At 69.1% G+C, this 25,644-nt stretch carries 22 protein-coding genes and 2 pseudogenes; 16 read left to right on the top strand and 8 right to left on the bottom strand.

From position 1 onward, the window contains the following. Nucleotides 1–57: 57 nt before the first annotated feature. Nucleotides 58–375 carry a hypothetical protein gene (locus ABGB14_RS37760; protein WP_347648640.1) on the top strand — a complete coding sequence of 106 codons (318 nt, stop codon included), beginning with the start codon at nucleotides 58–60 and terminating at the stop codon, nucleotides 373–375. A gap of 487 nt (nucleotides 376–862) precedes the next feature. On the opposite strand, the gene ABGB14_RS37755 is transcribed toward ABGB14_RS37760, so the two are convergent. Next, the gene (locus ABGB14_RS37755) at nucleotides 863–1,573 is read right to left on the bottom strand and encodes a DUF2306 domain-containing protein (RefSeq protein WP_347648669.1); all 711 of its coding nucleotides are present in this window, start codon (nucleotides 1,571–1,573) and stop codon (nucleotides 863–865) included. A 679-nt stretch (nucleotides 1,574–2,252) separates the two neighbouring features. Beyond that, complete coding sequence (locus ABGB14_RS37750; protein ID WP_347648639.1) at nucleotides 2,253–2,414, bottom strand: hypothetical protein; 162 nt, start codon at nucleotides 2,412–2,414, stop codon at nucleotides 2,253–2,255. Nucleotides 2,415–2,823: 409 nt separating this feature from the next. On the opposite strand from ABGB14_RS37750, the gene ABGB14_RS37745 reads away from it, so the two are divergent. The 5 genes from ABGB14_RS37745 (at nucleotide 2,824) to ABGB14_RS37725 (ending at nucleotide 7,125) form a co-directional block, all read left to right on the top strand. Beyond that, nucleotides 2,824–3,498: a helix-turn-helix domain-containing protein gene (locus ABGB14_RS37745; protein ID WP_347648638.1), complete on the top strand. Its 675-nt coding sequence runs from the start codon at nucleotides 2,824–2,826 to the stop codon at nucleotides 3,496–3,498. After that, a complete protein-coding gene (locus tag ABGB14_RS37740) occupies nucleotides 3,491–4,363 on the top strand; it encodes an ABC transporter ATP-binding protein (protein WP_347648637.1) in 873 nt (290 codons plus the stop codon). Before ABGB14_RS37745 ends, ABGB14_RS37740 begins: the two co-directional genes overlap by 8 nt. Continuing rightward, the gene (locus ABGB14_RS37735) at nucleotides 4,360–5,916 is read left to right on the top strand and encodes a hypothetical protein (protein ID WP_347648636.1); all 1,557 of its coding nucleotides are present in this window, start codon (nucleotides 4,360–4,362) and stop codon (nucleotides 5,914–5,916) included. The genes ABGB14_RS37740 and ABGB14_RS37735 overlap by 4 nt, the downstream gene beginning before the upstream one ends. 160 nt (nucleotides 5,917–6,076) lie before the next feature. Continuing rightward, nucleotides 6,077–6,415, top strand: a complete 339-nt coding sequence (locus tag ABGB14_RS37730; protein ID WP_347648635.1) for a hypothetical protein — start codon at nucleotides 6,077–6,079, stop codon at nucleotides 6,413–6,415. A 5-nt stretch (nucleotides 6,416–6,420) separates the two neighbouring features. Further along, entirely contained in the window at nucleotides 6,421–7,125 is a 705-nt protein-coding gene (locus ABGB14_RS37725; RefSeq protein ID WP_347648634.1) for a nitroreductase, read from the top strand. Nucleotides 7,126–7,391: 266 nt separating this feature from the next. On the opposite strand, the gene ABGB14_RS37720 is transcribed toward ABGB14_RS37725, so the two are convergent. Beyond that, nucleotides 7,392–9,782: a PEP/pyruvate-binding domain-containing protein gene (locus ABGB14_RS37720; RefSeq protein ID WP_347648633.1), complete on the bottom strand. Its 2,391-nt coding sequence runs from the start codon at nucleotides 9,780–9,782 to the stop codon at nucleotides 7,392–7,394. After that, complete coding sequence (locus ABGB14_RS37715) at nucleotides 9,688–10,170, bottom strand: MarR family winged helix-turn-helix transcriptional regulator (protein WP_347648632.1); 483 nt, start codon at nucleotides 10,168–10,170, stop codon at nucleotides 9,688–9,690. Before ABGB14_RS37715 ends, ABGB14_RS37720 begins: the two co-directional genes overlap by 95 nt. Before the next feature lie 1,674 nt (nucleotides 10,171–11,844). Here ABGB14_RS37715 and ABGB14_RS37710 point away from each other — a divergent pair. Continuing rightward, entirely contained in the window at nucleotides 11,845–12,342 is a 498-nt protein-coding gene (locus ABGB14_RS37710) for a hypothetical protein (RefSeq protein WP_347648631.1), read from the top strand. Here the strand turns inward: ABGB14_RS37710 and ABGB14_RS37705 are convergent. Both ABGB14_RS37705 and nhaA read right to left on the bottom strand, forming a co-directional pair. After that, nucleotides 12,299–13,303 (bottom strand): helix-turn-helix domain-containing protein, encoded by a 1,005-nt coding sequence (locus tag ABGB14_RS37705; protein WP_347648630.1) that lies wholly within the window; start codon nucleotides 13,301–13,303, stop codon nucleotides 12,299–12,301. The genes ABGB14_RS37710 and ABGB14_RS37705 overlap by 44 nt on opposite strands. Nucleotides 13,304–13,736: 433 nt before the next feature. Beyond that, nucleotides 13,737–15,152, bottom strand: coding sequence for a Na+/H+ antiporter NhaA (gene nhaA, locus ABGB14_RS37700; RefSeq protein ID WP_347648629.1), 1,416 nt, complete (start codon nucleotides 15,150–15,152; stop codon nucleotides 13,737–13,739). A gap of 1,005 nt (nucleotides 15,153–16,157) precedes the next feature. Here nhaA and ABGB14_RS37695 point away from each other — a divergent pair. The 9 genes and pseudogenes from ABGB14_RS37695 (at nucleotide 16,158) to ABGB14_RS37655 (ending at nucleotide 22,750) form a co-directional block, all read left to right on the top strand. Then, complete coding sequence (locus ABGB14_RS37695) at nucleotides 16,158–16,556, top strand: metalloregulator ArsR/SmtB family transcription factor (RefSeq protein WP_347648628.1); 399 nt, start codon at nucleotides 16,158–16,160, stop codon at nucleotides 16,554–16,556. Beyond that, nucleotides 16,553–16,684: pseudogene (locus ABGB14_RS37690) on the top strand (NAD(P)-binding protein); the annotation flags it as partial. The gene ABGB14_RS37695 and the pseudogene ABGB14_RS37690, both read left to right, overlap by 4 nt. A 240-nt stretch (nucleotides 16,685–16,924) precedes the next feature. Beyond that, nucleotides 16,925–17,116, top strand: a pseudogene (locus ABGB14_RS37685) (hypothetical protein); the annotation flags it as partial. A 325-nt stretch (nucleotides 17,117–17,441) separates the two neighbouring features. Further along, nucleotides 17,442–18,764 (top strand): M28 family peptidase, encoded by a 1,323-nt coding sequence (locus ABGB14_RS37680; protein ID WP_347648627.1) that lies wholly within the window; start codon nucleotides 17,442–17,444, stop codon nucleotides 18,762–18,764. A 340-nt stretch (nucleotides 18,765–19,104) separates the two neighbouring features. Then, the gene (locus ABGB14_RS37675) at nucleotides 19,105–19,440 is read left to right on the top strand and encodes a metalloregulator ArsR/SmtB family transcription factor (RefSeq protein WP_347648626.1); all 336 of its coding nucleotides are present in this window, start codon (nucleotides 19,105–19,107) and stop codon (nucleotides 19,438–19,440) included. 12 nt (nucleotides 19,441–19,452) lie between these two features. Continuing rightward, nucleotides 19,453–20,682, top strand: coding sequence for a GNAT family N-acetyltransferase (locus ABGB14_RS37670; RefSeq protein WP_347648625.1), 1,230 nt, complete (start codon nucleotides 19,453–19,455; stop codon nucleotides 20,680–20,682). A 151-nt stretch (nucleotides 20,683–20,833) separates the two neighbouring features. Then, nucleotides 20,834–21,250: a metalloregulator ArsR/SmtB family transcription factor gene (locus tag ABGB14_RS37665; protein WP_347648624.1), complete on the top strand. Its 417-nt coding sequence runs from the start codon at nucleotides 20,834–20,836 to the stop codon at nucleotides 21,248–21,250. Beyond that, nucleotides 21,250–22,341, top strand: a complete 1,092-nt coding sequence (gene arsB, locus ABGB14_RS37660; protein WP_347648623.1) for an ACR3 family arsenite efflux transporter — start codon at nucleotides 21,250–21,252, stop codon at nucleotides 22,339–22,341. The genes ABGB14_RS37665 and arsB overlap by 1 nt, the downstream gene beginning before the upstream one ends. Beyond that, nucleotides 22,334–22,750 (top strand): arsenate reductase ArsC, encoded by a 417-nt coding sequence (locus ABGB14_RS37655; RefSeq protein WP_347648622.1) that lies wholly within the window; start codon nucleotides 22,334–22,336, stop codon nucleotides 22,748–22,750. Before arsB ends, ABGB14_RS37655 begins: the two co-directional genes overlap by 8 nt. Before the next feature lie 246 nt (nucleotides 22,751–22,996). Here ABGB14_RS37655 and ABGB14_RS37650 read toward each other — a convergent pair whose 3' ends face one another. Then, nucleotides 22,997–24,205, bottom strand: coding sequence for a GAF domain-containing SpoIIE family protein phosphatase (locus ABGB14_RS37650; RefSeq protein WP_347648621.1), 1,209 nt, complete (start codon nucleotides 24,203–24,205; stop codon nucleotides 22,997–22,999). Between the two features lie 432 nt (nucleotides 24,206–24,637). Continuing rightward, nucleotides 24,638–25,480: an SDR family oxidoreductase gene (locus tag ABGB14_RS37645; protein WP_347648620.1), complete on the bottom strand. Its 843-nt coding sequence runs from the start codon at nucleotides 25,478–25,480 to the stop codon at nucleotides 24,638–24,640. Nucleotides 25,481–25,644: the final 164 nt, after the last annotated feature.

Here is a 25,644-nt window from a genome sequence, read left to right as displayed (position 1 = left end):
CGTGTCCTGACCTGCATGCTGTTCCCAGTCCACGATGTAGAAAGGGGCTCGATTGTCATGAGCGTTCTGAAGACTATCGCCGTCGCCGGGAGCTTTGCGGTGCTCACCTTGGGCATGTCGGCTCTACCGGCCGCGGCCACCGTGAAAACCGTGGGATCGGCGCCGCAGTCGGCAGAGGAATGTCTGGTGTATCTCAACAGCCAGGGTTATGCGACGACGCCGGCCAGGACCGACGCCTGTAACTCACTCGTCCATGCCTTCTGTATCGAGATTCTCGAGGACAGCCAAGTAGCCCCGGCCCACGCCGCGATCGCCTGCGATCTCGCGCGGGACCGCGACTCGCTCGCGAGCCGCTCGCGCACTCCGGCGAGCTGAGACAGCCCCCGCGCACAGGGAGACAGGAGGCAATCGATGATTCGACGGCCATCGCACTGGCCGTGGCCGCCCTGACGGCGTCCATTCTGCTCTTGACCTTGTCCGGCACCGCCCATGCGGCCGAGAAGCCGGCGTCCGCCGTCGTGTGGTGCGAGCCGGGGCCGGGAAGCCGCCGATCCTTTCTTGGGACATGGCTGCTGATCGCTCTCCGCGGGCTGCCTATGTTGAGAATGGCCCTTTGTCAATATGCCCTTCGCCGACCGGAATCGGCCTCCGTTCGCGTTGAGCAAGCTCGCCGAGTTGCTCCGGTCTGAATTCGGCTCTGCGATCGAGTACGTGTGCACGGGCGAGCCCCATGCTCTTCCTCGAGACCTCCCGGCGAGGTGAGGGTGCGGGCACGCTGGAGTTCCGCGAGGCCGTGGGAAGAACGGCTGATCGAGCCGGCAGGGCGGCGCACGGGGAAGCGCGTACCCCCTGATCAGGCAGATCACCGATGGTCACTGGATGGCCCGCCATCTGGACCAGCGGGACTCCGCGCGCCCTTCTCCTCGGCTCCGGTGAGGACAGGTGTGGAGGATGGGGACTCGTGCCGCCGCCGGCGACGGCCTGACAGCGCCAGGATGCCGTGGACGATGAAGTATTCGGCCACGACGACGTTGATCAGGATGGATGCCCACACGCTGGCGGTGTAGATGTCCTCGAATGTCAGCCAGGTGAACTGCTTCCGCGCCACCATGCCGATGACCAGGTAGATGCGCAGGGTCACCGCGGCGAACGTCAGGGCGTAGTTGCGGATCATCCAGATCTGGTGGAGCCGCACCTCACCGCGGCGGACGCACCGGTAGGCCTGGGCCAGCGTGTACAACCAGGCTGCCGTGAGCACGTAGAACGCGACTTTGGCGGGGAAACCGCTGACCGAGAACGTGGCGGCGAAGAAGGCGGCGATCGAGGCGATCAGCACCGAGATCATGTAGACGCGGCCCGCGACCCGGTGCGCCTTGAGGTGACGGTTGCGCAGGGGAGCCAGGAACTGCAAGGGGCCGATGACCAGTGCCAGGCCGGACGGAACGGCGTGCACGACGAGCGACAGGAAGTGGTGCGCCGCGTCCGGGTTGATCGGGAGATTGCTGTTGGCCGGGTCACCGCTCAGGTACGGCGGTACGGCGAAGGCGGCGATGGCGATCGCGGAGACGGCCATCAACCCCCACAAGGTCCACCGCCGGCGGCTGCCCGTGGCCGGAGAAGTGATGGTAATTTGACTGATCTCCTCTTCAATCGTCAGGGTCAGGTACATGCGCTGGCCAAGGTCATGGCCGACTGCGGAGTTTGACAGTGTTATGGGAGCGCCAAACCGAGTTGAGCTCAGTTGGCTTCCCGGTGTGCCGATTTGCAGGAGCCCAGCGCCGTGGACGGCGCCTTAGCTGTTCGCCTTGGCCGTGGTGCGACTGGTTTCCTGGGCGGGGTGCTTGGTGGTTGCCATACGCGCTCCCAAGCGGTCCCTTAGTTGTCAGCCCGTGACGGCGTTTCGATTGGCGTATCTCAGGGCGGTGGCAGATCTTCATCTGAGACCGCTGACCAGCCGCCCGGGGCATTATCGCGACTCGATTCACTGCATCCAGCCCGAATGGAACCACCTTCTCGGGGCCCGCGGGCGTTCGTGCGCTCGCGGGCCCCGAGCGCACTACCCAGCATGGCGAGAACGAGTGGAGCGAGGGCCAATACCACTCGGACGCGGAGCGACCATAAGGACGTTCTGCCCTGGAGGCATAATGGTGAATGGGATTGGACCAGCACAACGCCTCTTCTTGACTAATGGTTACATCGTATGTCAGACATATTATCAGTGGTTTCGAAACTCCGATCCCTCCGCGGCGAACTCAAAGCGGCGCATGGGCTGGGCCTTGCAGCCGCGGCGCGTCGACGTCGTCGAGGAGTTCGACGATTCTCCGGCCCTTCAGCGGCAGGCCCCATACGGCGAGCACGGCGGCTTCCACGACGCGAGCCGGGATGTGGTGCAGCCGGTTCAGGCGTCGGGCCACGGCCGCATCTGCTCGCCGGTTCATCGCGCCTGTCGCGCGGACCTTGGCGCCGCTCGCTGACGAAGCCGAGCGGCGCTCGCGCAATCACCCGTGTGGCGGCTATCGGGTGACGCTCACACTCGCACGTCGTGGTTCGCCTTCGCGGGCGGGAAGAGACCCCGCCAAGCCGATCGACGGTGTAGGTGTCTAGGCCTGCCTCGCGCGGCCGGTCAGTGCAGCGGCAGGTCCCGTTGCTGCTGGGGAACGCCCACGGCAGAGACGTGGTGATGGTGCCGTTGTCGTGCGTTTGAAGCTGCACGCAGGAGGCGCGACCGATCGAGCCGGAGCCGATGGAGGCAGCGGGGCAGTCACCAGCAGGCATCGGTCAATATCTTGATATGGTCGACAATATGAAGATATGGTCCGCAGTATGTCAATACCGTCAAGTGCCGGAGACCGTCCGAAGGAAGACCTGACCGCGCGCGCTCGCATCCGAGACGCCGCGCTGGCCCAGTTCGCCGCTCGGGGCGTCAAGGCCGCCACACTGAAGAACATCGCCGACGCTGCGGGCGTCTCCGTCGGCCTGGTGCAGCACCATTTCGGCTCCAAGGACGGGCTGCGGGAGGCCTGCGACCAGCATGTCCGCGACGCCATCCTGGGTGCCGCCAGCCAGATCCAGGAAGAGACCGACGTCGACCCCGAATTTCTGCGGGGGATGTACGAGGCGAGCGAGCTCAGCGTCCGCTACCTCGCGCGGGCCCTGGTCGAGGGCTCCCCGGTGGCGGCTGCGGTGTTCGACGAAGGCGCCGAGGTCGCCGAGCGGTTCTTCACGGCCACCTGGCCCGATGACTTCCCTCCCGGCCAAGCGAAGGTTCGCGAACGGGCCGTCGTGATGGCGGCGATGCATCTGGGCACGATCGTGCTGCACGAGCATCTGTCCCGGCGGCTAGGCGTCGACGTGTTGCAGCGCGCGCACTCCAGCCTGATCGGCATCGCCCTGGCCGATGTCTACGCGCACATGGGTGAGTGGTTCGCCATGGAGCAGGGAAGCCGGCTCCGTCAGGCCGTCACCGACTTTCACACGAAGGAGCACCCCGATGCCTGATGTGATCGAGATCCGCCGCCTGATCAAGGACTTCGGCCGGGTCCGTGCGCTGGACGGCCTGGACATGACCGTGCGGGAAGGAGAGGTGCACGGCTTCCTCGGCCCCAACGGCGCCGGCAAGTCCACGACCCTGCGCATCCTCCTCGGCCTGCTGCGCAAGGGCGCCGGCGAGGTCCGGCTGCTGGGCGGCGATCCCTGGTCCGAGGCCGTCGAGCTGCACCGGCGGCTCGCGTACGTCCCCGGCGACGTCACCCTGTGGCCGAGCCTGTCCGGTGGCGAGGTGATCGACCTGCTCGCCCGCCTGCGCGGCGCCACCGACGCCAAGCGGCGCGACGAGCTGATCGAGCGCTTCGCCCTGGATCCGCGCAAGAAGGCCCGGACCTATTCCAAGGGCAACCGGCAGAAGGTCGCGCTGATCGCCGCACTCGCCTCCGAGGTCGAGTTACTGCTGCTGGACGAGCCGACCTCCGGTCTCGACCCGCTGATGGAAGCGGTCTTCCGCGAGGTCATCACCGAGGAGCGGCGCGCCGGCCGTACGGTCCTGCTCTCCAGCCACATCCTCGCCGAGGTCGAGGCGCTCTGCGACCGGGTGAGCATCATCCGGGACGGCCGGATCGTGGAGACCGGCACGCTCGCGCAGCTGCGCCATCTCACGCGCATCTCGGTCACGGCGGAGCTGGACACGGCGCCGGATGACGGCCTGCCCCATGTCCACGACCTCCGCATGGACGGCGGCCGCGTACGCTTCCAGGCCGACACCGACCACATCGGCGAGGTGCTGGCCCGGCTGGCGCAGTACGGCGTGCGCGACATCTCCGCCCAGCCCCCCACCCTCGAAGAGTTGTTCATGAGGCACTACCGATGAACACGCCGGAACTGATCAGGCTGATCCTGCGCCGCGACCGCGTCTGGCAGCCGCTGTGGCTCCTGCTGGTCGCCCTCTTCGTCACCACCACGGTGGCCACCATCCGCCAGTTGCTCCCGACTCCCGAAGCGCGCCTGCACTACGCGAACGAGATCGCGGCCAACCCCGTGATCCTTCTGATGCAGGGGCCGGCGTACGGCGACAGCCTGGGCGCGGCCGCCGCTCAGCAGCGGGGCGCCGCCACCATGATCTTCGCTGCCCTGGCCAGTGTCATCCTGCTGGTCAAGCACACCCGCTCCGACGAGGAGCAGGGGCGGCGCGAGCTCGTCGGCTCGGCCGCCGTGGGGCGGCACGCGCCGCTGACCGCTGCTCTCGCCGTCGTGCTGTGTGCGAACCTGGTGCTGGCCGTGCTGATCGCCGTGGTCGGCGTGAGCGCCGGGCTTCCCCTGGCCGGGTCCCTCGCCTGGGGGCTCATGGCCGCGTCGGGCGGCTGGGTGGGGGCCGCGCTGGCCGCGGTGGCCGTGCAGGTGACTCAGAGCGCTCGGGTGGCCGGAGCCGCGGCCTTCACCGTGTTCTTCGGGGCTTACCTGATCCGCGGCGTCAGTGACGTGGGCGGCCCGAGCATGGAATGGCTGGGGTGGCTCATGCCGAGCGGGTGGATCCTGCGCGCCCACGCCTTCGGCGGCGAGCGGTGGTGGGTGTTCCTGCTGGTCGCGGTGTTCGTCGCGGCCTTGACCGGGTTGGCCTACGCGCTGTCGGCCCGCCGGGACATCGGCGCCGGCGTCGTGCCGCCGCGTCTCGGTCCCGCCCATGCGCCGAACGGCCTGCGCGGGCCGCTCGGGCTGGCGTGGCGGATGCACCGGGGCATGGCACTGGGGTGGGTCGCGGGTGCCGCCTTCATCGGTGCGGCGGTCGGGCTGGGCGGGCAGACCGCCATCGAGACGTTCGCCCAGAGCGGCGCGCTGGATTTCTGGGCCGAGCGGACGGGAACCGACGATCCCACGGAGATCTTCTTCCGCCTCGTCGTGTACAAGCTGGCGATGTACTCCGTCTCCCTGTACTCGATCATGACGGTGCTCCGCCTGCGCGGCGAGGAGGCCACGGAACTCTTCCTGTCCTTTCCCGTGAGCCGGACGCGCTGGGTGGTCAGCCATTTCGTGTTCGCGGTTGCGGTGCCTGCCGCCGTTCTGGTGATCGCCGGCCTCGCGCTGGGCCTTGGCAGCGGTGACTTCGCCGGTGGCCTGGCCATCACCACGACCCTCCTGCCCGGCGTCTGGGTGATGGCCGGGATCGCCGTGGCGGCCTTCGGGCTGTTCCGGCGAGCCGGAGCGGTCGTGGGGTGGACCGCCTTGGTGCTGGCCATCGCCGTGGAGGTCGGCTGGGAGGTCGGGCTGGTGAGCGACTCGTTCTTCATGGTCTCCCCGTTCGCGCACGTCCATTACTCCACGCTGGCCAGCCCGGGAACGGGCACGCTGCTCGGGCTCACGCTCGTGGCCGCCGGCTTCACCGTGGCGGGCCTGTACGGGCTCCGCCGCCGCGATCTGGCTGTGTGACTCCGGCCGCCCAGCAGGAGGGGATGCCGGAGCCGCTTCCGACGACACCGGCAAGGCTCGGCTCGACCACCGCGCTGCTTGGCCGCGATCACGCGGCTGAATCAGCGGGGTAGTTGCAGGTGAACGCAGCCCAGGCGCGCACCAGGCGCCCAGTGTCGGGATGGCGCCGCAGGAGCTCGTCCCGTTCGGCGCCGCCAGTGGCGTCGTCGTGCGGGCCGGTCACATGCCGCTCGATCGCCCCCTGCACCTGGGCGGCGAACTCGGGCGGCCAGGACGTCAGACCGTGCGCGCGTACGCGCCAGGAGCGCGAGTCAGCGAGGTGGATGTGGATGGAGAATCTCTCAGCGGCGGGAAGCCCAGGCGGGTAGAGAGTCCGGATCGTCCTGCCGGACGGCCTGCCACGGCTGCAACCCTCAGCCGCTGGTGCCGAATCAAGCAGCAGGGCCTCGCGGTCGAGGAGAGCGGCGACCTCCTCCAGGAACGCGCCGCTTTCCGCTGACTACGGTGGAGGAGCTGATCGTCTTGATTGAGGGGCGCGAAGACGTGGATGTGTATGAGGCCGTGGACAGTCGCCGGGCCGTGCGGGCGTTCAGCGATGAGCCGGTGCCCAAGGAGATACTCGAACGAGTGCTGACGACAGCGACGCGAGCTCCGTCGAGTGGGAATCTCCAGCCGTGGCATGTGTACGTCGTGACCGGCGAGCCCTTGGCCGAACTCAAAAGGCGCGCGACGGCCAGGGCCCGGGCGGGAGACCCGGGTGATGAGCGGGAGTATCCGATATACCCGGCCGAACTGACCTCGCCGTATCTGGACCGCTTTTCCGCCGCGGCCGCGCAGCGGTACGAAGCGCTGGGAATCGAGCGTGACGACCCCGACAGGCCCAAGAAGATCGCTGCCTTGAACTCGGAGGCGTTCGGGGCGCCAGTCGTACTGTTCTGCTACCTCGATCGGACGATGGGGCCCGGACAGTGGGGGGACGCAGGGATGTACCTGCAGACGGTCATGCTGTTGCTGAGAGCGGAAGGGTTGCACAGTTGCCCCCAGGTGATGTGGACGATGTATCGCAAGACTGTCAGCCAGCTGGTCGGAGCCGATGACGGGCTCGTACTGTTCTGCGGTGTCTCAGCGGGGTTCGAGAAGGAAGGCGTGCCACGGCTGCGTACAGGGCGGGCGGACATGATGGAGACAGTGAGCTTCATCGGGGTGTGATCGCCAGGCGGTGAAGATCCGCAGGGTCGGACCCTTGTAACGCGGTGCAAGGGGCGGATGGGCGGGTCAGTCCTGGGCGTCCTCTTCGACATCCGCCTCCGCCGGGTCGCGCGGCGTGGCCTTCTGGCTGGGGGCGCACCGGGACATGGCGCGGGAGAAGGCGACAGCCGCAGGGGCGCGCCGCCTTCATCCGGAAGGGACATCTCACAAGCGAGACTTGACCCGCCTGGGAAGCCGAGCAGTCGGCGACCGGATCGAACCCCTGGTCAACCCTCGTCTATGCGCACGGTCCCCGCGGCGCCGTCGATGGTGATGAGCTGCCCGGTTCTGATCTCGTGGGTGGCGTTGCGCACGCAGATGACGGCGGGGATGCCGTATTCCCTGGCGACGGTCGGGCCGTGCGCGACCGGGGAGCCGGTCTCGGTGACCAGGCCCGCCGTGGTCAGGAAGAGCGGCGTCCAGCCGGGGTCGGTGGTGGGTGCGACGAGGATCTCGCCGGGCTCGATGTGCGCGTCGGCCGGGTCGCGGATCACGCGCGCCCTTCCGGTCGCCCGACCCGCCGCTCCGGCCATGCCGGTGAGCACTCCGTCCTCCGCGGGGCCTTGCGGCGCGAGCGCCTCCACGTCGGTGCCGTCGGACAGCAGCGCTCCAGGTACGGCGGGCCGTCGCAGTTCGCGCTCGTACTCGGCCCGACGGGCCGCGATCAAGTCTCGGAGATCCGCGCCCTGAACGGCCCGGCGTGCCTCGACCAGGTCGAGGAACATGATGTCGTCCGGTCGCTCGAACAACTCCTCGCCGACGAGCAGCAGTTGCTTCCGCGCGGCCTGCAGCGGGATCAGCCAGGCGAACTTGCCGATCTCGCGCAGGCCGGTGAGCCCGCGCGACCTGCGCATGAGGAAGGTCGCGACCCTGCCACGGATCGGCCGTCTGCGTCGCGCGCGCCGCGCCAGCGCGGTGAGCATCCGCTCGGCTCTCGCCGCTGCCTGCTCGAACCGCCGGTCCGGTGCCTGGCCGGGGTCGTCCACGCGCAGGTAGTTGGCGATCGTGGAGAACAGCGGGGCCTGGTCCTCCGACCACCGTGGCGTACCGACGTCGATCTCGGCGGCGGCGCGCATGCCGTACTTGTCGAGGAACGCGGCCATGCCGATGTCGGGCAGGTCGCCTTCCCGGTAGCGGGCGGCGAGCTCAGCCGTGGGGGTGGTCGCGAACAGGTCGCGGTGCTCGCGCGCCCTCACCGCGAGCTTCCACAGGGCCAGGTCCATCTCCGTGGTCACGTTGTACGGCATGCCGCCGAGAACGGTGTCCAGCTCCTCCTCGGTGGCCACGCCCTCGAGCAGAGCGGCCGGAGCGGTGCCTGCCATGATGCCGGCGACCAGCGGCCACATGATCCCCTGCATGTCCAGGGTCATGACCGCTTTGTGCGCGTCCTCCGCCGCCCAGCGCAGCCGCTCGGCGGCGGTCGCGTTCTTCCCGGGCGGGACGGTCAGTCGCCTGATCTTCTCCACTCCACGGTAGGCCTTGGCCCGCGCGGCCTCCGGCCGGGCCAGGGCGGAGACGAGCCCGGCGACGGCTCGGGGCGCGATGAGCGCCGTCGCCCTGATGACCGTGCGCATCCTGAACGGCAGGCCGGGCCGCGGGGCGAAGCGCGGATCGTGCAGCATCCGCTGCACCGCGCCCTGCACGCGCGGACCGTACACCTCCAGTGAAGCTCCCAGCCGTTCGCGGATCGCCTTGTTGCGCAGGAAGTCGGTCAGGTCGAAGTAGAGCCTGCCGCCGATGGGAACCATCCGGGGCAGCGGATCACGCTGATCGAGCTTCGCGCCGACCGCTTCGAACCACGGGGCGGCGCCGGCCTTGAGTATCGACACCCCCATCGGGGTCATCGGCCGCAGCATGCCCTGGATGTGTCCGATCTCCAGGTAGAGCCGGGGCTGGCCGGTCGCGGGCGGCGCCGGGAACAGGGTCGTGATCGGGCGGGACTGCAGTAACCACAGCGTGCCGTCTCGATCGATGGCCCACTCGATGTCCTGCGGCGACCCGAAGTGCTCCCGCAACCGCAGTCCTGCCGTACGCAGGTCCTCCAGCCAGCCGTCCTGGACGGCATCGTCGTCGAATTCGTAGTGGTCGGGCACCACGGTCCCGTCGACGATCGCGGTGCCGAGTCCTTTCGCGGCGTCGACGACCATCTGGGTGCGACGCCCGGTGATCGGGTTGGCCGTGAACAGCACGCCGGCCCGCTCGGGGTCGACCATCCGCTGCACCACGACGGCCATCGCCGCGTCCTCGATGCCGGCGTTGGCCCGGTAGGACACGGCGCGCTCGGTGTGCAGGGAGTCCCAGCAGCGGCGGACGGCGTCGATCAGCGCTTGGCCGCCCTCGACGTTGAGGTAGGTGTCCTGCTGCCCGGCGAAACTGGCCTGAGGGAGGTCTTCGGCGGTGGCGCTTGAGCGCACCGCCACCTTGCCGCCGCCGAGTCGCTCGTAGGCCTCGACCAGTTCTGTCTCCGGGACCTCTCCAGTCGCATGGGCTTCGACGGTCACGCAGAAGCCGTCAGGGACCCGCTCACCTGCCTTGATCATCTCCCCCTGCCCGGCGGCCTTCCCGCCCACCAGGTCGACCATCGAGGCGTCGATCTGAGACAGTTGGATCAGCTTCATCCCGTACCCTCCTCGCAGCCTTAGCGAAAAGCTCCAGCGCCTGGAGCACGATCTGCTGCTCCTGCTCGGTGAAGTGCTCCCAGAGCCGCATCTGCGCATCGACTCTGACCCGGCGGATCCGTCGCAGCAACGCGGTGCCCTGCTCACTCACCCGGATCCTGCGGGCGCGGCGATCCCGCTCGTCCTCATACCGCTCCACGAGCCCGCGCCGCACCAGCCCGTCGACGATCCGGCTGGTCCGCGAGTCGGAACGGCCGATCAGGGCGGCCAGTTCCTTGACCGTGGGCTCCTCACCGCGGTCGAGCACCTGCAGCATGACGTTGTCGATCAGCCGCAGGTCGTCGTCTTCATGGACGTGCAGCAGCGAGGGCAGCAGGTCGCGTTGCATCGCGGCGAGCAGCTGCTGAACGTGGTTACGTGTATTCATCTGCTTTTCCGCATTAGATGCTAACTAGCAGGCAAATTAGCACGTACGCGGGCGCCCGTCCATCCTCCTGGGGTCCCCAGCAGCGATGAGGTTCGTCGGTGGCGTGCAGTCCGGTGTAGTCGACGCCGAACCCGGCGGTGGCCTCGATCCCGAGGCCTGCCAGGGTAGTTGCCGATGTTCGCCGGGCCGGCCGCTTTCGCTTCGGTGGCCGGCCCGGCGGCCGAGGCCGCCTCTCCTGGCCGGCACCGAGCCGCGAACTGTCCGTGGTCATGATCCAACACCGTGTCTAAGCCAGACCTCAGGCGCGAGCTGACCGCCTCGGCTCCATCCCGCCGGTCCAAGCCGCCACCATCACGCGCTGCTCACCCTCCCGCATCCCGCCCGCGCTCGCCGCCGACCCTGCGCGCCGGATTCGGTCTCATCGCCGAACCCGGCATCGGAGCGGGCGTCGGCATCGCCTATGACGCCTGCGGTCGCTACGCTGCGGTTTGATCTGCGGTGGAAGGCCGTCTGCGGGCTGGGACTGTTGTTTGACATCCTCCCCCGCCTGAAGGCGGGGATCTCCTCGGAGGTATCCGATGAACCGTGCGGTGAAACAGGACGGAGCCGACGACAACGTTGCGTCTTCGATGTGGCGGCGGCCTCCCCGAGCCTGCTCAGGGAAGGCCGCGCTGATCGCGGCCGTCGGCATTGAGCACGATCAGTGACCAAAGTTCGGATCAATCCGAACGAATCGATGGCCGGGTTTCTCTGTCAGGATGATTGAAGGGCTGGGACGCTCGGGTTGGGCAGGAGATCGCGGCTCGTCCAGGTCGGCGAGTGTGCGGTGAATGGTGGAGTCCGACAGTGCTGCGCCGAACAACACAGCGTGGTGGGCTTGCAGCCGTTCGGCCTCCAGCAGGCTCCACGCGCCGCACGTGATCGCTGCGGCCAGGGTGACCGTGACGTGAGCGCGGTCACATCAGGTCGTGCTTTGCCTGCCCGGCCACAGTCCGCCGAGCGCTGCGGTCAGCCCCACCCGATCGGCGAGCGTGTGCAGCAGGACCGCGCCCGCGTGACCCACCCAGGGCGGCTGATTTGGCAGGTGAGCAGCAGCAGCGTTTGTCGGGTCAGTTTGGACAGCACTCGAGGGCTGCTCGGGCCCGGAATGTCGGTGAGAAGTAGCAGCAGCCGGAGGCTGGGCAACTCACTTAGCGTGTTCATGTGATTGCTGACAGCGGGCAGCGGCCCGTCCTGGTGCTCGTCTCCAGCGCCAGGCGCTGATCCTCTCGGCCAGCCCCTTGAGAGACTCGACCGTGTGGTCTTGCCCGCACCGTTCGGGCCGACCAGCGCATTAGATGTCACCGGGGGCGACCTGCAGGCTGAGCTCGTCGACCGCGACCACATCCCGGTAACGCTTGGTCAGCCCGGCGGGTTCGATCGTCAGCATCCGTCCACTGTCCTCCACCGTGGCGGCCCTCGCTACGTTGCGGCCGACGGGAGACTCACCTGGCACACGGCCCGCGTGCTGTACTCCTGGTTGGACTTTGCCGCTTGACGGCAAGAATTGACGTTCATACTGGTCCGGCACGTACATTGTCCTCCCGCCACAAGGCTTGTCAGCATCGAAACTGAAAGCTTCATACGGGTGAGGGGATGATTCATATGATCGCCCGGGACCTGGCGCACGATTTTCCGGCCATGCGGTCCGACGCGAGATTGATGGACGTGCTGGCGGTCATGGTCCGCGGCAATCTTCCCGGAGTCGTGATCCTGGACTTCTCCGGGCGTTCCCAGGCGACGCTCTCGCTGCCGAGGGTGCTCGATCTGCTGCTTCCGTGGCCGTTTCGTGAGAGCCCGAACCTGGCGAAGGTATTCCCGGACGAGACCGGCGAGCGCATCCTGACCGAGGCGCTCCAGCGCCCGATCGGCGACCTGCTTTCCGCGCTGCCCAGCCGGGAACTTTGCCGCGTACCGGGCCACGCCACGACCTTGGAGATAGTCACCGCGATGACGCGACAGCGTAGCCCGCTGGCCACGGTGTCGGACGCCGGTGCCGGCTCCAACGTGATCTGTGCGAACCGTCTGCTCGCGCGGCTCTTGCAGGCCCTCAGCGAGGGCTCCGTGGGGCAGGGGTCCGGGTGCCGCTCATGATGGCCCCCTCACCAGGCCAGCCCAGCAGCCGCGCGCCGAGAGTCGCCGTCTCGAGCGCGTGTCGCTGTATCGGGTTGTTCAGGTCATAGCCGGTGAGCTCGCGGATTCGCTGCAGGCGATAGGTCACCGTACGCACGCCGATGTGCAGGCGGCGTGCCGTCGTCGTTGCCACGCCCTGGGCGGCGAAGTAGGCGAACAGCGTTTCCAGCAGCGCACCGGGGCCTCCTCTGGCGGTCCGCAACGGGCCGAGGACGGCTTCGACCAGTTCGCTGATCGCCGCGTTGTCCCTCAGCAGCACCTGCAGAACGAGCAGGTCGGACGCATGCAGGATCCGCTCGGGGAGTTCCAGGCGGTGGGCGAACGACACCACGCTCCGGGCTTCCTCGAAGGAGCGCACCACGCCGCCAAAACCGTGGTGGGTGCGGCCCACGCCGATCCGTAGCGAGGGGTCGCCGTTCATCATCTCCTGCACCGCCGCGCTGAAGGCTTCGCTCACGCCTTTCACGTAGCCGGAGGATATGCAGACCAGCAGGCCTTCCTTGGTGGCGATCAGGATGTCACGCAGGCTGAACCGGGACAGCAGGGACGCTTCCACGTGACGTGAGACTGGCCCGCCGTCGAAGAAGGGTTGTCCGGCCGCGGCGATGGCGACCACGTGGGCGCCGGCGAGGCGCAGCCCGAAGCGCTCCGCTCGCTCGGCGAGGGCACCCACGTCACGGCGTCCGTGGAGCAGGTCGTCGATGAACTCCCGGCGAAGTGCCTCCTCGCGGCGGATCATCAGGCGCTGGGCCGCCTCGTAACCCTCCACCAAAGCCACGATCGACCGGTCCGCGGCCTTGAAGACCGCTTCCCCGGCGGACCGGAGCTCCTCCGCCCGCCTGCTTCGGACGATGCCTGGCAGAGCGGGCCACGCCAGCCATGTCGCGCTCAGGTGCACATCGATGATGGCGCGCAGGGGCACGCCGTCCCGCGCCGCGGTCCCACCACATTCCCGCATGCGGGCCAGCGCGGCCGCTCCTGGGCGTCGCCCGGTCCGACTGACGTCGGCCAGTAGCGGGAGATAGTCCCTCAGCCACTGGGCAGGAACACCCCCGGCGTCAGCGCTGGCACGAGCGGCGATCTCAGCGAAAGGCAAGCGATCCGCGTGTCCGCCGGTGCCGTGCTGATGTTCCCTGTCCCAGCAATCAGTCATAGTTCCAGATTCTCCCGAAATGGGACTGTTCGGCAAGATAAGGATGGCTATAGGCAGATTTGTCGGTTCCTGCTTACCGAAGTCCGGCAATGGGAGTTGCAGCGATCAACCGGAGAAGAAGCGGTCTGGAATGGCTGGTCCCTGCGGCGGGTCTCACGCCTATGCCGGCGACCACGGCCACGTGCTGCACACGGATTGAGGGTCACACCGGCTTGTTCCGTTGCCCGTGCCGCGCATGGTTCACGCGACCGTGGTGGGCAGGATGGTGACGGCCGGCGCGGTTGCCATGATCGACATGGTGGTCCAGGGGAGCGACGTGGCTCTGATAGACATCAGGAATGCTGTCACCGTCCTGGTCTGCGGTCTCGGCCTCGTGCAGGCGCCGGTAGACACGGTTACGCAGGCGCAAGATGACAGACGCCAGCAGCGCTGCGGCGACAGAGCCGCCGAGCACGGCTATCTTGACGTAGTCACCGCGCGCGCCACCGGCGCCGAAGGCCAGCTCGCCGATGAGCAACGACACTGTGAAGCCGATGCCGGCCAGAATCGACAACCCCAGCACATCGACCCAACTCAACCCCTCGTCGAGGTGAGCACGGGTGAACCGAGCCACCAGCCAGGTCGCGACCATGATCCCGATGGGTTTGCCGACGACCAGACCGACCACGATGCCAAGGGCGACCGGGTCGCTCAGGGCGGTGAAGGCACCGTTCAGCCCACCCAGCTGCACGCCCGCCGACAAGAACGCGAACAAGGGCACCGCCACCCCGGCTGAGAGCGGCCTGAACCGGTGCTCGAAGTGCTCGGCCAATCCCGGCCCGGTTTCCGGCCCGCCCGCGCGCCGGCTGCGCATGACCGGCACGGCGAAGCCCAGCAGCACGCCGGCGACGGTGGCATGCACGCCCGAGGCGTGCACCAGAGCCCAGGCCGTTATCGCCAGCGGCAGCAGCAGCCACCAGGAACGCAGCCGGTGCTGCACCAGCACAGTGAAGATCGCCAGTGGAATCAGCGCCACCAGCAACGGCATCGGCGCGAGGTCGCTGGTGTAGAAGACGGCGATGATGACGATCGCCAGCAGGTCATCGACCACGGCCAGGGTCAGCAGGAACGTGCGCAGCGCCGCGGGCAGGAATCGGCCGATCACCGCGAGCACCGCCAGCGCGAAGGCGATGTCGGTCGCGGTGGGGATCGCCCAACCTGCGGCGGCGCCGTCGACGTTCCGGGTGAGCGACAGATAGAGCGCGGCCGGGACGATCACGCCTCCGAGGGCGGCGGCGACCGGCACTGCGGCCCGCCGTGGCTGGCGCAGATCCCCGGCGACGAACTCGCGTTTGAGTTCCAGGCCGGCCACGAAGAAGAAGATCGCCAGCAGCCCGTCAGCTGCCCAGGTGGCCATGTCGAGGTTCAGGTGCAGCCAGGCAGGGCCGATGGTGAAGCTGCGGACCTCCTCATAGGCGGCTGACCACGGGGAGTTGGCGCACGCCATGGCCAGTGCCGCACCCGCCAGCAGCAGGGCGCCGCCGATGGTCTCCTTGCGGAGAATGTCTGCGATGCGACGGGCTTCAGCCCAGGAGCGCCGTCCGAACAGGCGGGGTGCGCTACGCGCGGGGCCAGTCATGAATACTCCACGTTGTACGGCAGGCGGGACCTCGTCCTCCTGCGACCGAGCCGAAACGTTGCGACCGCTTCAAGGTCGTCGCCGCAAGCGGCCCGGCTCGGTGCCGGCGCCGCATCGGCTCACGCGGCTGCAGACGTTCACGCAGGTGCGACCACACCCTCGCCTGCACTCGCGACACGTGCACCTGGCAGACGCCACATTGCGGTGCGAGCCCCGGCCGGCGTCGGTGGCCATGCATCGCGACAACGACGCCACGCGCGGAGGTGCCGTCGAATCTCACCCCGGATCAACGGGACCGCATCAACAGTGAAGGTGCCGCCCCTGCTGATGTCGAAGCTGTCATGGGCCCTCACGACGCCGACATGGCCCCACTGGATGAGATCCATCCGCCTCTTGCCATGCGCGGCCCAATGCGCCTCGCCACACCGTGACGTCCGAACCGTCACAGCAGTTTTCTCCAGCACAGTTTCACCCCCGGCTGTTGTCCCCAACCGAAGACTGCCGGGAGAACGCGACATACGACTAGGACTACCGGCCGCAGCCCTGACGGGTAGTACGTTGCCGCACAACGGCAACTTCCGCAGTCCCGCTCGGCCACGGCCGGCCCGACGGCGGCCCGGGACAGATTGTGGGTACCGCAGCGAGATGATCTCCTGCATCTCGGCTCGCGCCTGCGGGGTCTCTGCATCGCGCCGCCCATCTGTGCGATGCCACCGTGATCCGCGGCCACGAGACCGAGATCGACACCGGCGTCGGTGCGAACCGTGGGAGCAGACCATCGCGGCGCTGTTGCGCAGCGCCTGCCGCACGCCCGCCACTACTCCACTGAACCGGCCGACAGGGCCTTGAGGCGGAAGGCGTGCACGGCCGCGCTGATCCCTGCGGCTACCTCCGGCAGCGGGGCGGCCGGGCAACGCTGGAGCGCTGTCCGCGATGGGCGGCGCTCGCGCCGCTCCCGTCCCACCGCCTATAATTTAGACATAATTCGAATCAGAAGGGGTTGTCATGACCGTCCCCACCGGCCAGTGCTGCGCCCCGATCGCCCGTGAACCGCTGGCCGAGGACACTGCTGCCGAACTCGCCGTCATGCTCAAGGCGGTCGCCGACCCGGTACGGCTGCGCCTGCTGTCGATGATCGGCTCGCACGCCGGCGGCGAGGCATGCGTCTGCGACCTGACCGACGCCTTCGACCTGACCGCCCCCACGATCTCCCACCACCTCAAGGTCCTGCGCACCGCCGGGCTGATCGACGGCGAACGCCGCGGCACCTGGGTCTACTACCGCATCATCCCCGAGGCGGTGAACAAGCTTGGCGCCCTGTTCGCCCCGCTCACCGAGTCCACTCCTGGACCCGCCCCCCGGCCTGCGGCGGGACGCACTGAGCTGGAGCTGCTGCCCGCATGACGGTCGCCCCGGCCCGTCGACGTCCAGGTGTCGGCGGCGGGCCGGCGGGCCTGGCCGCCAGCTACTATCTGCGCCGCGCGAGAGCCGACTTCGTCATCCTCGACGCTCAGGACAGCGCCGGCGGCGCTTGACGGCACCTCTGGGACAGCCTGCGCCTGTTCTCGCCGGCCCAGTACAGCTCGCGGCACACATGTGCACACCGCGCGGCGAGCGCGTGATCATCGAGATCGACGGCCGCGCCCTGTTCGACCTGGCCACCCGCCGCCACCGCCCGCCCAGGCGGGCGAGCAGGCCGGGAGCATGGCCGTCCCGCCCGTGCGCGAGGCCCGCGAGCGGGGCGTGCTCAAGGCCAGAGCCCATGTCCGTCCCGCCTGCACCTGCTCGGCTATGGCGACTGGACCGGGCCCGCCTCGGCCGCCCTGATCGGCGCCGGCTGTACCGCCCGGCAGCTCGCCGCCGAGATCACTCACCCAGCCGCAGTACGCTTCGCGTCGCGCCTAGCAACTAGACCCATCATGATTAGATGCTCATCTATCTTGACGGATATCAAAATGTTCTGAGATCGTGGCATCTGCTTCGACATTCATCTAATTTTGGGCTGGGGTGGGCACTCCGCCCTGCTCAGTAGGGAGACACGATGACGAACCAGGCCAGCGGCGGCTTCCTCGGGAACCTGGATGAGGCATTCGCCCCGCCCGCTGCGGGAGGTTGCTGTGGCGGCCCCTCCGCCCCCACCGGCGAGCCATCCGCCCTCGCAGGGCAGAGCGCGGAGCCGGCCGCCGCCGAGCAGGCGGCTCATAGAGGTTGCTGCGGGCAGGACCCGGCTCCGGCCGGTCTCCGGGCCGACTCTCAGGCCGGTTTTCAGGGTGCCGCCGGGTGCTGCGGATGACCTGCACAACATCCGACCTCGGCCAGGGCGAGCCGGATCTGGCCGCTCTGGTGGAGGCGGTGTCGGCCACCCGCATGCACGCCACGGTGCGCGAGCTGGCCGGCGACCGCTACGCCGGGCGGCGTGTGGGCTCGCCCGGAGGCCGCGCGGCCGCTGTCTGGCTCGCCGAGCAACTCGGCGAGCTGGGCGCGCAGGTGCAGGTGTCGGAGTTCGACGTTGCAGGGCTGCGCGAACTGTATGAGACGCCCGTGCTCGAATGGAGCAGCGCCGGGCAGACGCGGCGCCTGGAACACCGCCGTGACTTCGTCGAACACCTGGCCTCCACCGAACTCTCGCACCCGCGCACCGCCCTCCTGACCAAGGCCCCCGAGACCGGCTCCGAGACCGGCTCGCCGGCCGGCCTGCGCGGCCGATGGGTACTGGCCGACGCCACCACCTGGGGGCGAGCGTGCGAGCTGGCCGAGGCGCAGGGCGCGGCCGGAGTGCTGACCGTACGCGGCACCGACGCCGAAGGCTGGATGCCCAAGATGATCGCCGGTCCGGCTGCCCGCACGGTGGCCGTCATCGCCGTGCACCCTGAGGTCCACAGGCGCCTGGCCGAAGCGCTGGATGGCGGCCCGGTTCAGGTGACCGGCTCGATGCCGTTGCGGCAGGTCGCCACCCGAGGCCGCAACGTCTACGCCCGCTTCCCGCGCCCTCCTCGTACCGAAACGAGCACCCCGACCGGCAGCCCGGCCGACGGCGGCAGAGGCGGCACCGATCACGGTGGCGCACCGGCCGGGCTGCGCATACTGCTGAGCGCGCACTACGACGGCGTCGGCGACGATCCCGGCCGGCGCCTGCCCGCGGCCGCCGACAACGCCTCCGGGGTGGCCGCGGTCCTGGAGGCCGCTCGCGTGCTGGCGGCCGCTGCGCCACCCGGGGAGCTGGAGCTGACGGTGGCCTTCCTGGACGCGGAGGAGGCGGGCGCGTGGGGCTCGGCCCATCACGCCGCCGCCCTGCCACCGGACACGCTCGTGATCAACCTCGACGGTGCCGCGCAGTTGCACGAGGCCGCCGCTGTCGAGGCGGGCGGACCCGCCCACGCTTTGCTGGCCGCCCTGGACCAGGCCGCCCGCCTGACCGGCGTGCCATTGAAGGCGGGCGCGATGGCCTCCGACAACCGCCGCTACGCCGCCGCCGGCCTGGCCTCGATCGGCATCGGCATGGGCATGCCCGGCTACCAGACTCCAGCAGAGACTCCGGATCGCGTTGAGCCGGACACACTGATGGCCGCCGCCCGGCTGCTGGTGGCGACCGTCATGCTGCTCAACGCGTAGGAGGAGCGCCAGAGCGGGAAACAGCATTCGTCACCTGGGCCATCAGGCTGGCCAACGCCGGTTCGATGGCTGACCGGAGAGCTGGCCAGTTCACAGTCCGGATGATGACGGACGACGGCCAGCGTGGTGGGGCGCTAGCCGGTCGGCGGCGCGCCGTCTCGCGCGGCGAGGGCGGCGAGAGCCTCGGCGCACCGCCCAGTGGAGGATTTCTCCTGGTCCCGCGCCGTCGTGATCGCTCATGTACGTGATAACAGTTCGTTGTCACGTACATGGATGGCCTGGGCGAGAAGGAAGAACCGGGCTTCCGCTCGCCTAATTAATCGAATATCGTCGATGAACGATGAACGAGAACAAGGGGCCCTTGCCGCGTGCGGAGGCCGAGGAGTACGCGAGCTGGTTCAAGGCTTTGGCTGACGCCACCCGCATCCAGATCGTTTCGCTGCTGGCGCGGCGGCGCGCGCCGATGAGCGTGGGGGAGATCGTGGCCGCTTCCGGGGTGGGCCAGTCCACCGTCTCCCACCATCTGAAGATCCTGGCCGAGGTGCGGTTCGTCCTGATCGATCGGCAGGGCACGTCCAGCCTGTACCGGATCAACGAGAACTGCGTGAACTGTTTCCCGACCGCCGCCGACGTGGTCATGGGCAACCCCGTCCCGGCAGCGCCCACCTGCGAGTGAAGGAGCCTGGTCATGGCGCACGACGAGATCATCGACCACTACTCGGCCCTGGCCCGCGCCGCGGACGCCGGCCGGACGGTCGCCGACTGCCGGCAGGACGCCTTCGTACAGGGCGGCTTCGGCGCGGCCGGCTACGACGACCTGACCGTGCTCCCCGAGGGGGCGGTGCGAGCCAGCCTGGGCTGCGGCAACCCGGTGGCCGTCGCCGACCTGCGACTCGGCGAGACGGTGCTCGACCTCGGCTCGGGCGGCGGCATCGACGTGCTGCTGTCGGCGCGCCGCGTCGGCCCGTCCGGGACGGCGTACGGGGTGGACGCCAGCACGGACATGCTGAGTCTGGCCCGGCGCAACGCCGAGCAGGCCGGCGCGGCCAACGTGGAGTTCCTGCACGGCACGATCGAGGCGATCCCGCTGCCCGGTCACGCGGTCGACGTGGTCATCTCCAACTGCGTGATCAACCTGTCCGGGGACAAGGCGGCCGTGCTGGCCGAGGCGTTCCGGGTACTGCGGCCCGGCGGCCGGTTCGGCGTCAGCGACGTTGTCACCGCGCACGTCCGGGACGAGCGGGCGCGGCAGCGGGCTGAGCAGCGCATCGGCTGCGCGGCCGGGTCGCTCGCCGTACGGGAGTACCGGGACCTGCTGGCCGCTGCCGGCTTCGTCAAGATCGCCATCACGTTGACCGCCGATCACGGCGACGGGGTGCACTCGGCCATCGTCCAGGCCGTCAAACCCGCCATCGGGCCCGGCCTGGAGATCCGGCCGATGCGTGAGGGCGACGCCGCCGAGGTGCTGGCGATCTACCAGGCCGGGCTGGACACCGGCCAGGCCAGTTTCGAGACCACCGCGCCCGGCTGGGAGGGGTTCACCGCGAGCCGGTTGCCGCATCTGCGGTATGTGGCGGCCGATAGCGACTCCGGCGAGGTGCTCGGCTGGGTGGCCGCCTCGGCGGTCTCCGGCCGCCCGGTCTACGCGGGCGTGGTCGAGCACAGCATCTACGTCCACCCCGGCTGCCAGGCCCACGGCATCGGCCGCGCGCTGCTGTCGGCGTTCATCGCCGCAGCCGATGACGCCGGCGTGTGGACCATCCAGTCGGGCGTGTTCGGCGAGAACGCCGCGAGCCTGAGTCTGCATCAGGCGCTCGGTTTTCGGATGGTGGGCACGCGCGAACGCATCGGCCGCCACCGCGGCGTCTGGCGGGACGTGCTGCTGATCGAACGCCGCAGTGTTGTGATCGGAGCCTGAAAGACCGCAAGGGCCGCCGTTGGCCCGGCGTTCACCTGCGCGACCTATCCCGGCCGGCTGAGAGCAGCCACCCTTGTTCCAAGCAGGTAGAGACAGATGTCAATATAGACATGCATCAATTTCGATGAACATCTATACGGGAGGGTAGTGGATGGAACTGCTGGAGATCTTGGAGTGCAGCCCGCCGCTGACCCGCGAGCCGCTGGACGCCGAGCAGGCGGCCGGGGTGGCACGGGTGTTCAAGGCGCTGGGCGACCCGGTACGGCTGCGCATCCTGTCGATCGTGGCCAGCCGCGCCGGCGGCGAGGTGTGCGTATGCGACATCACCGACGCCTTCGAGCTGTCCCAGCCCACCATCAGCCACCACCTGAAGGTACTCAAGGAGGTCGGCCTGCTGACCTCCGAGCGGCGCGCCTCGTGGGTGCACTACCGGCTGGTGCCCGAAACGCTGGGCGAGCTGTCGGCGCTGCTGACGTTGCCCGCTGGTGGGCCCGCCAGCGGGTCTGCCAGCGGGTCTGCCAGCGGGTCTGCCGGCCTGCCGGGCGCTGCAGCGGCGGTGTCACGGTGATGTCGGCTCGACCCGCACAGGCCACCGCGCCACCGGCCGGCGTGATCGGCGCTCTGTCGATGCTGGATCGGTTCCTGCCGGTGTGGATCATCGCGGCCATGGGCGTCGGGCTGCTGCTCGGGCGTCTGCTGCCCGGCCTGGACACCGCGCTGGACGCCGTCAAGATCGGTGAGATCTCGCTGCCGATCGCGCTCGGCCTGCTGTTGATGATGTACCCGGTGCTGGCCAAGGTCCGTTACGACCGCCTGAACACCGTCACCGGCGACCGCCGTCTGCTGGTCTCCTCGCTGGTGCTCAACTGGGTGCTCGGCCCGGCGCTGATGTTCGCGCTGGCCTGGATCTTCCTGCCCGACCTGCCCGAGTACCGCACTGGACTGATCATCGTCGGGCTCGCGCGCTGCATCGCCATGGTGCTCATCTGGAACGACCTGGCCTGCGGGAACCGGGAGGCCGCCGCCGTTCTGGTCGCGCTCAATTCCATCTTCCAGGTGATCGCGTTCGGCGCGCTGGGCTGGTTCTACCTGCAGGTGCTGCCCGGCCGGCTCGGCCTGCCGGGCTCGGAGCTGGAGGTGTCGGCCTTCGACATCGCCTTCTACGTGCTGGTCTTTCTGGGTATCCCGCTGGCCGCCGGTTACGCCTCGCGCAAGCTGGGCGAACGCTCCCGTGGCCGCGACTGGTACGAGCAGCGCTTCCTGCCGCGCATCGGCCCGATCGCCCTGTACGGGCTGCTGTTCACCATCGTCATCCTGTTCGCCCTGCAAGGCCACACCATCACCTCCCAACCGGCCGATGTGGCCCGCATCGCGCTGCCGTTGCTGGCCTACTTCGCCCTCATGTGGGGCGGCGGCTTCCTGACCGGCAAGGCGATCGGCCTGTCCTACGACAAGACCACGACGCTCGCCTTCACCGCCGCCGGCAACAACTTCGAGCTGGCCATCGCGGTCGCGGTCGGCGTCTTCGGCGTCACCTCCGGCCAGGCCCTGGCCGGAGTGGTCGGCCCGCTCATCGAGGTTCCCGTCCTGGTCGCCCTGGTCTACGTCAGCCTGGCCGGCCGCCGCCTGTTCACCCGCAAGGAGCCCACCCGTGCCTGACCGCACCCCCGACAAGCCCAGCGTGCTGTTCGTCTGCGTGCACAACGCCGGACGCTCCCAGATGGCCGCCGGCTGGCTCACCCACCTGGCAGGAGACCGCGTCGAGGTCCGCTCCGCCGGATCGGCGCCGGCCGATCAGGTCAACCCGGTCGCCGCCGAAGCGATGCGCGAGGTCGGCATCGACATCACCGCTGAGCAGCCCAAGGTTCTGACCGTCGACGCCGTACAGGCCAGCGACGTGGTCATCACCATGGGCTGCGGCGATGCCTGCCCGATCTTCCCCGGCAAGCGCTACGAGGACTGGAAGCTCGACGACCCGGCCGGACAGGACATCGAAGCGGTCCGGCCGATCCGTGACGACATCCGCCGCCGTATCGAGAAGCTGCTGGCGGAACTCGTGTCGGCCTGATTCTCCGCCGCAGTCCCCGTCGTAATCAGGTGGTGGGCCTGCGTCATGTCCGGGGCACGGCAGGTGATCCAGACGCGCGCACCCGGCCACCCCTTGCTGTCGTGGGTGAGCTACGGCGGCGGGGAGCGGCGGACGGCCGGGTGCAGGGTCGTTGACGATGCCGTGGGCACCCTACGCGTGTTCGGCCGCGCTACATTCCGCGCTTACCTCGGGCCATCTGGTCGGCGAGGTATCCGGGGTGGGGGGTCAGGCCTGGATGCGGGCCATGAGCACGGCGATGTCGTCCTCGGCCGGCGCGTCGCCCACGATGGAGCCGATCACTGCCGCGCACACCCGTTCGAGCGTCGCCGTCTGCAGTGTCGCTCGGACGAGGGCGTCGCCGAGCCTGGCCATGCCCGCGTCGAGGTCGGCCTGCCGCGTCTCGATCAGGCCGTCGGTGTAGAGGGCCGGCAGGGTCCCGGCCGGCAGGTGGAGGTCGTGCGACTGGAGGGTGCCCAGCCCCACGCCGATCGGAGTGCCGGTGGGCAATGACGGGAAGGTCACGTCGCCGGACGGGGTCACGATCGCGGGCGGCGGGTGCCCGGCCGCGGCCATGGTGCAGCGGCTGGTCTGCGGATCGTAGACGGCGTACAGGCAGGTGGCACCCGTGGCGTCGAAGCCGCGGGCGTCGTTCGCCATCAGGTGGTCGAGGTGGGTGAGCAGCTCGTCCGGCGGCAGGTCCAGGTAGGCCAGGGTGCGCACGGCGGTGCGCAGCCGGCCCATGGCGGCTGCGGCGTTGATGCCATGCCCGGTCACATCGACGACGACTAGGGCGATGCGGTCGCCGGGCAGGTGGATGGCGTCGTACCAGTCGCCTCCCACCCCCTCGTGCGTGTCGGAGGGCAGGTAGCGCGAGGCCACCTCGACGTTGCTGCTGCCGCACAGGTCGTGCGGCAGCAGGTCGCGCTGGAGCGCGAGCGCGGTCAGCCGCTCGCGCGTGTACTGGCGCGCGTTGGCCAGGCTGAGCGCGGCCCGCGTGACCAGCTCCTCAGCCAGGAGGAGGTCGTCCCTGCTGAACGGCGCCGGGTGGGAGGTGCGCCCGAACACCGCGACGCCGAGCACGTCGCCGCGCGCCTCCAGCGGAATGACGATCAGCGAGTGCATGCCGGTCGCGTGGATGGTCCGCGCCCGGTCGGGGACCAGGTCCAGCCAGGTACCGGGCGAGGTGTCCAGCACGGGCTCGAAGTGCGGCCGGCGCGAGTGCAGGACCTCCATGAACGGGGATCCCGGCGGCACGAACACAGTCTCCTTGCGCTCCCGGAGAGACTCGGGCACCCCGTCGTGCACCGAGGCCGCGCCGGCCCGGCGGAAGACGGGGATGCCGGCCTCTGTCGCGGCCGGCCGCTGCAGCGGCTCTGCGCCGGGGAGCATCGCGTCCGGCAGATCGACGGTCACGTAGTCGGCCTGACGTGACATATACGGTTACACCGCGTGTACGCGCAAGGATTTTCGGCACGGCCCTGTCCAGGGCCGGGGATCTACCAGAACTTTCGGCCCGCGCCCGCGCCCCGGCACCTACCCGGACCGAACTCGAGGAGCTGCTGTGGAGGCCCATGCAACGGACGCTTTGGCCACAATCGCGAGGTTCGGTTCTTCAGCTCGCCGTCCATGCCGGATGCATCAGGAGCTCAGGCCGGCGCTGATCAGCCAGATGTGTTCGCAGGTCGCGGAAACCTTTGTGCGGCTTCTCGCAAGAGTCTTGCGAAGCGTGGTGGAAGGTCCGCTCGATCATCCGGCTCAGGGCGCGTCAGACGACCTGCGCGGTGGCAGGACGGTGATCTCGGTGGGGTTGACGTGGCGGGGCGGGGCGGCGACGAACGCCTCCGTTGCGACGGTTACGGTCTGTGATCACGCGGCGGCGTCGTCGTGCGCGGTGGCGGCAGACTTCTCACGCCAAGATGCCGCGTCCTGCTCGATCCGGTCCAGTTTGACCTGCAGCCGCTCGAGAGTGTCGGGCCCGAGGTACAGGTGCCCCGGCAGCTTGTCCTGGCAGGTGACCTCGTAGATCAGAGCGGCGCTCTTGACCGGGTCGCCGAGCTGGGTGTGGTTGGCCGTACCGGCCCAGTCCAGGGTGACATGGGCGGGAGTGCCGTCGTAGGCGCCGATGCGGTGCTTGGCGGTGGACAGGGAGCTGGCATCGAGGAAGTCGGTGCGGATGACGCCGGGCTCGACGACCATGCACTGGATCCCGAACGGTGCCAGCTCCGCCGACAGCGCTTCGCTGATGCCCGCGACGGCGAACTTCGAGGCAGCGTACATGCTCACCCCAGGCTCGCCCTCGAAACCGGACCGGGACCCGATGTTGACGATCTTCCCGCGACCCGCGGCGCGCATGCCCGGCAGCACGGCGCGGATGAGGTTGGCCAGGGCGAAGACGTTGAGGTCGAACAGGGAGCGCGCCTCGGCGTCGGTGATCTCCTCCAGCGCGCCGAGCAGGCCCCGGCCCGCGTTGTTGACCAGGACGTCGATGCTCCCGAAGCGCTGGGTGGCCGACTCGACGGCCTGGACGATCTCCTCGCTGCGGGTAACGTCGAGCCGGACGCCGAGCACCCGGTCGGACCGCTTGAGATCGTCGGGCAGGCCGGCCGGGTCACGGACCGCCGCCACCACGGTGTCGTCGTGCGCCACGGCGGTGCGGGCGATCTGCAGACCGAGTCCCCGGGAAGCGCCGGTGATGAACCACGTGGACATGTGAACAGCTCCTTCGTGCTGATGGGGAGAACGGGCCGGAACTGGTCGCGGCGCGGTGCGCCCCGCTTCCGGCCTGGCTTCCACTGAACCAGCTCTGAGCAGCGATAACAGGCTCGAATATAGCCCAAGCGATCGGGGGACAAACTGGGCCACCCTTGCGGAGC

It is taken from the genome of Nonomuraea sp. B10E15 (genome assembly GCF_039871615.1).
Classification (GTDB): domain Bacteria; phylum Actinomycetota; class Actinomycetes; order Streptosporangiales; family Streptosporangiaceae; genus Nonomuraea.
The sequence above is the reverse complement of the archived record's forward strand: the minus strand, read 5'-3'. Positions and strand labels throughout refer to the sequence as shown.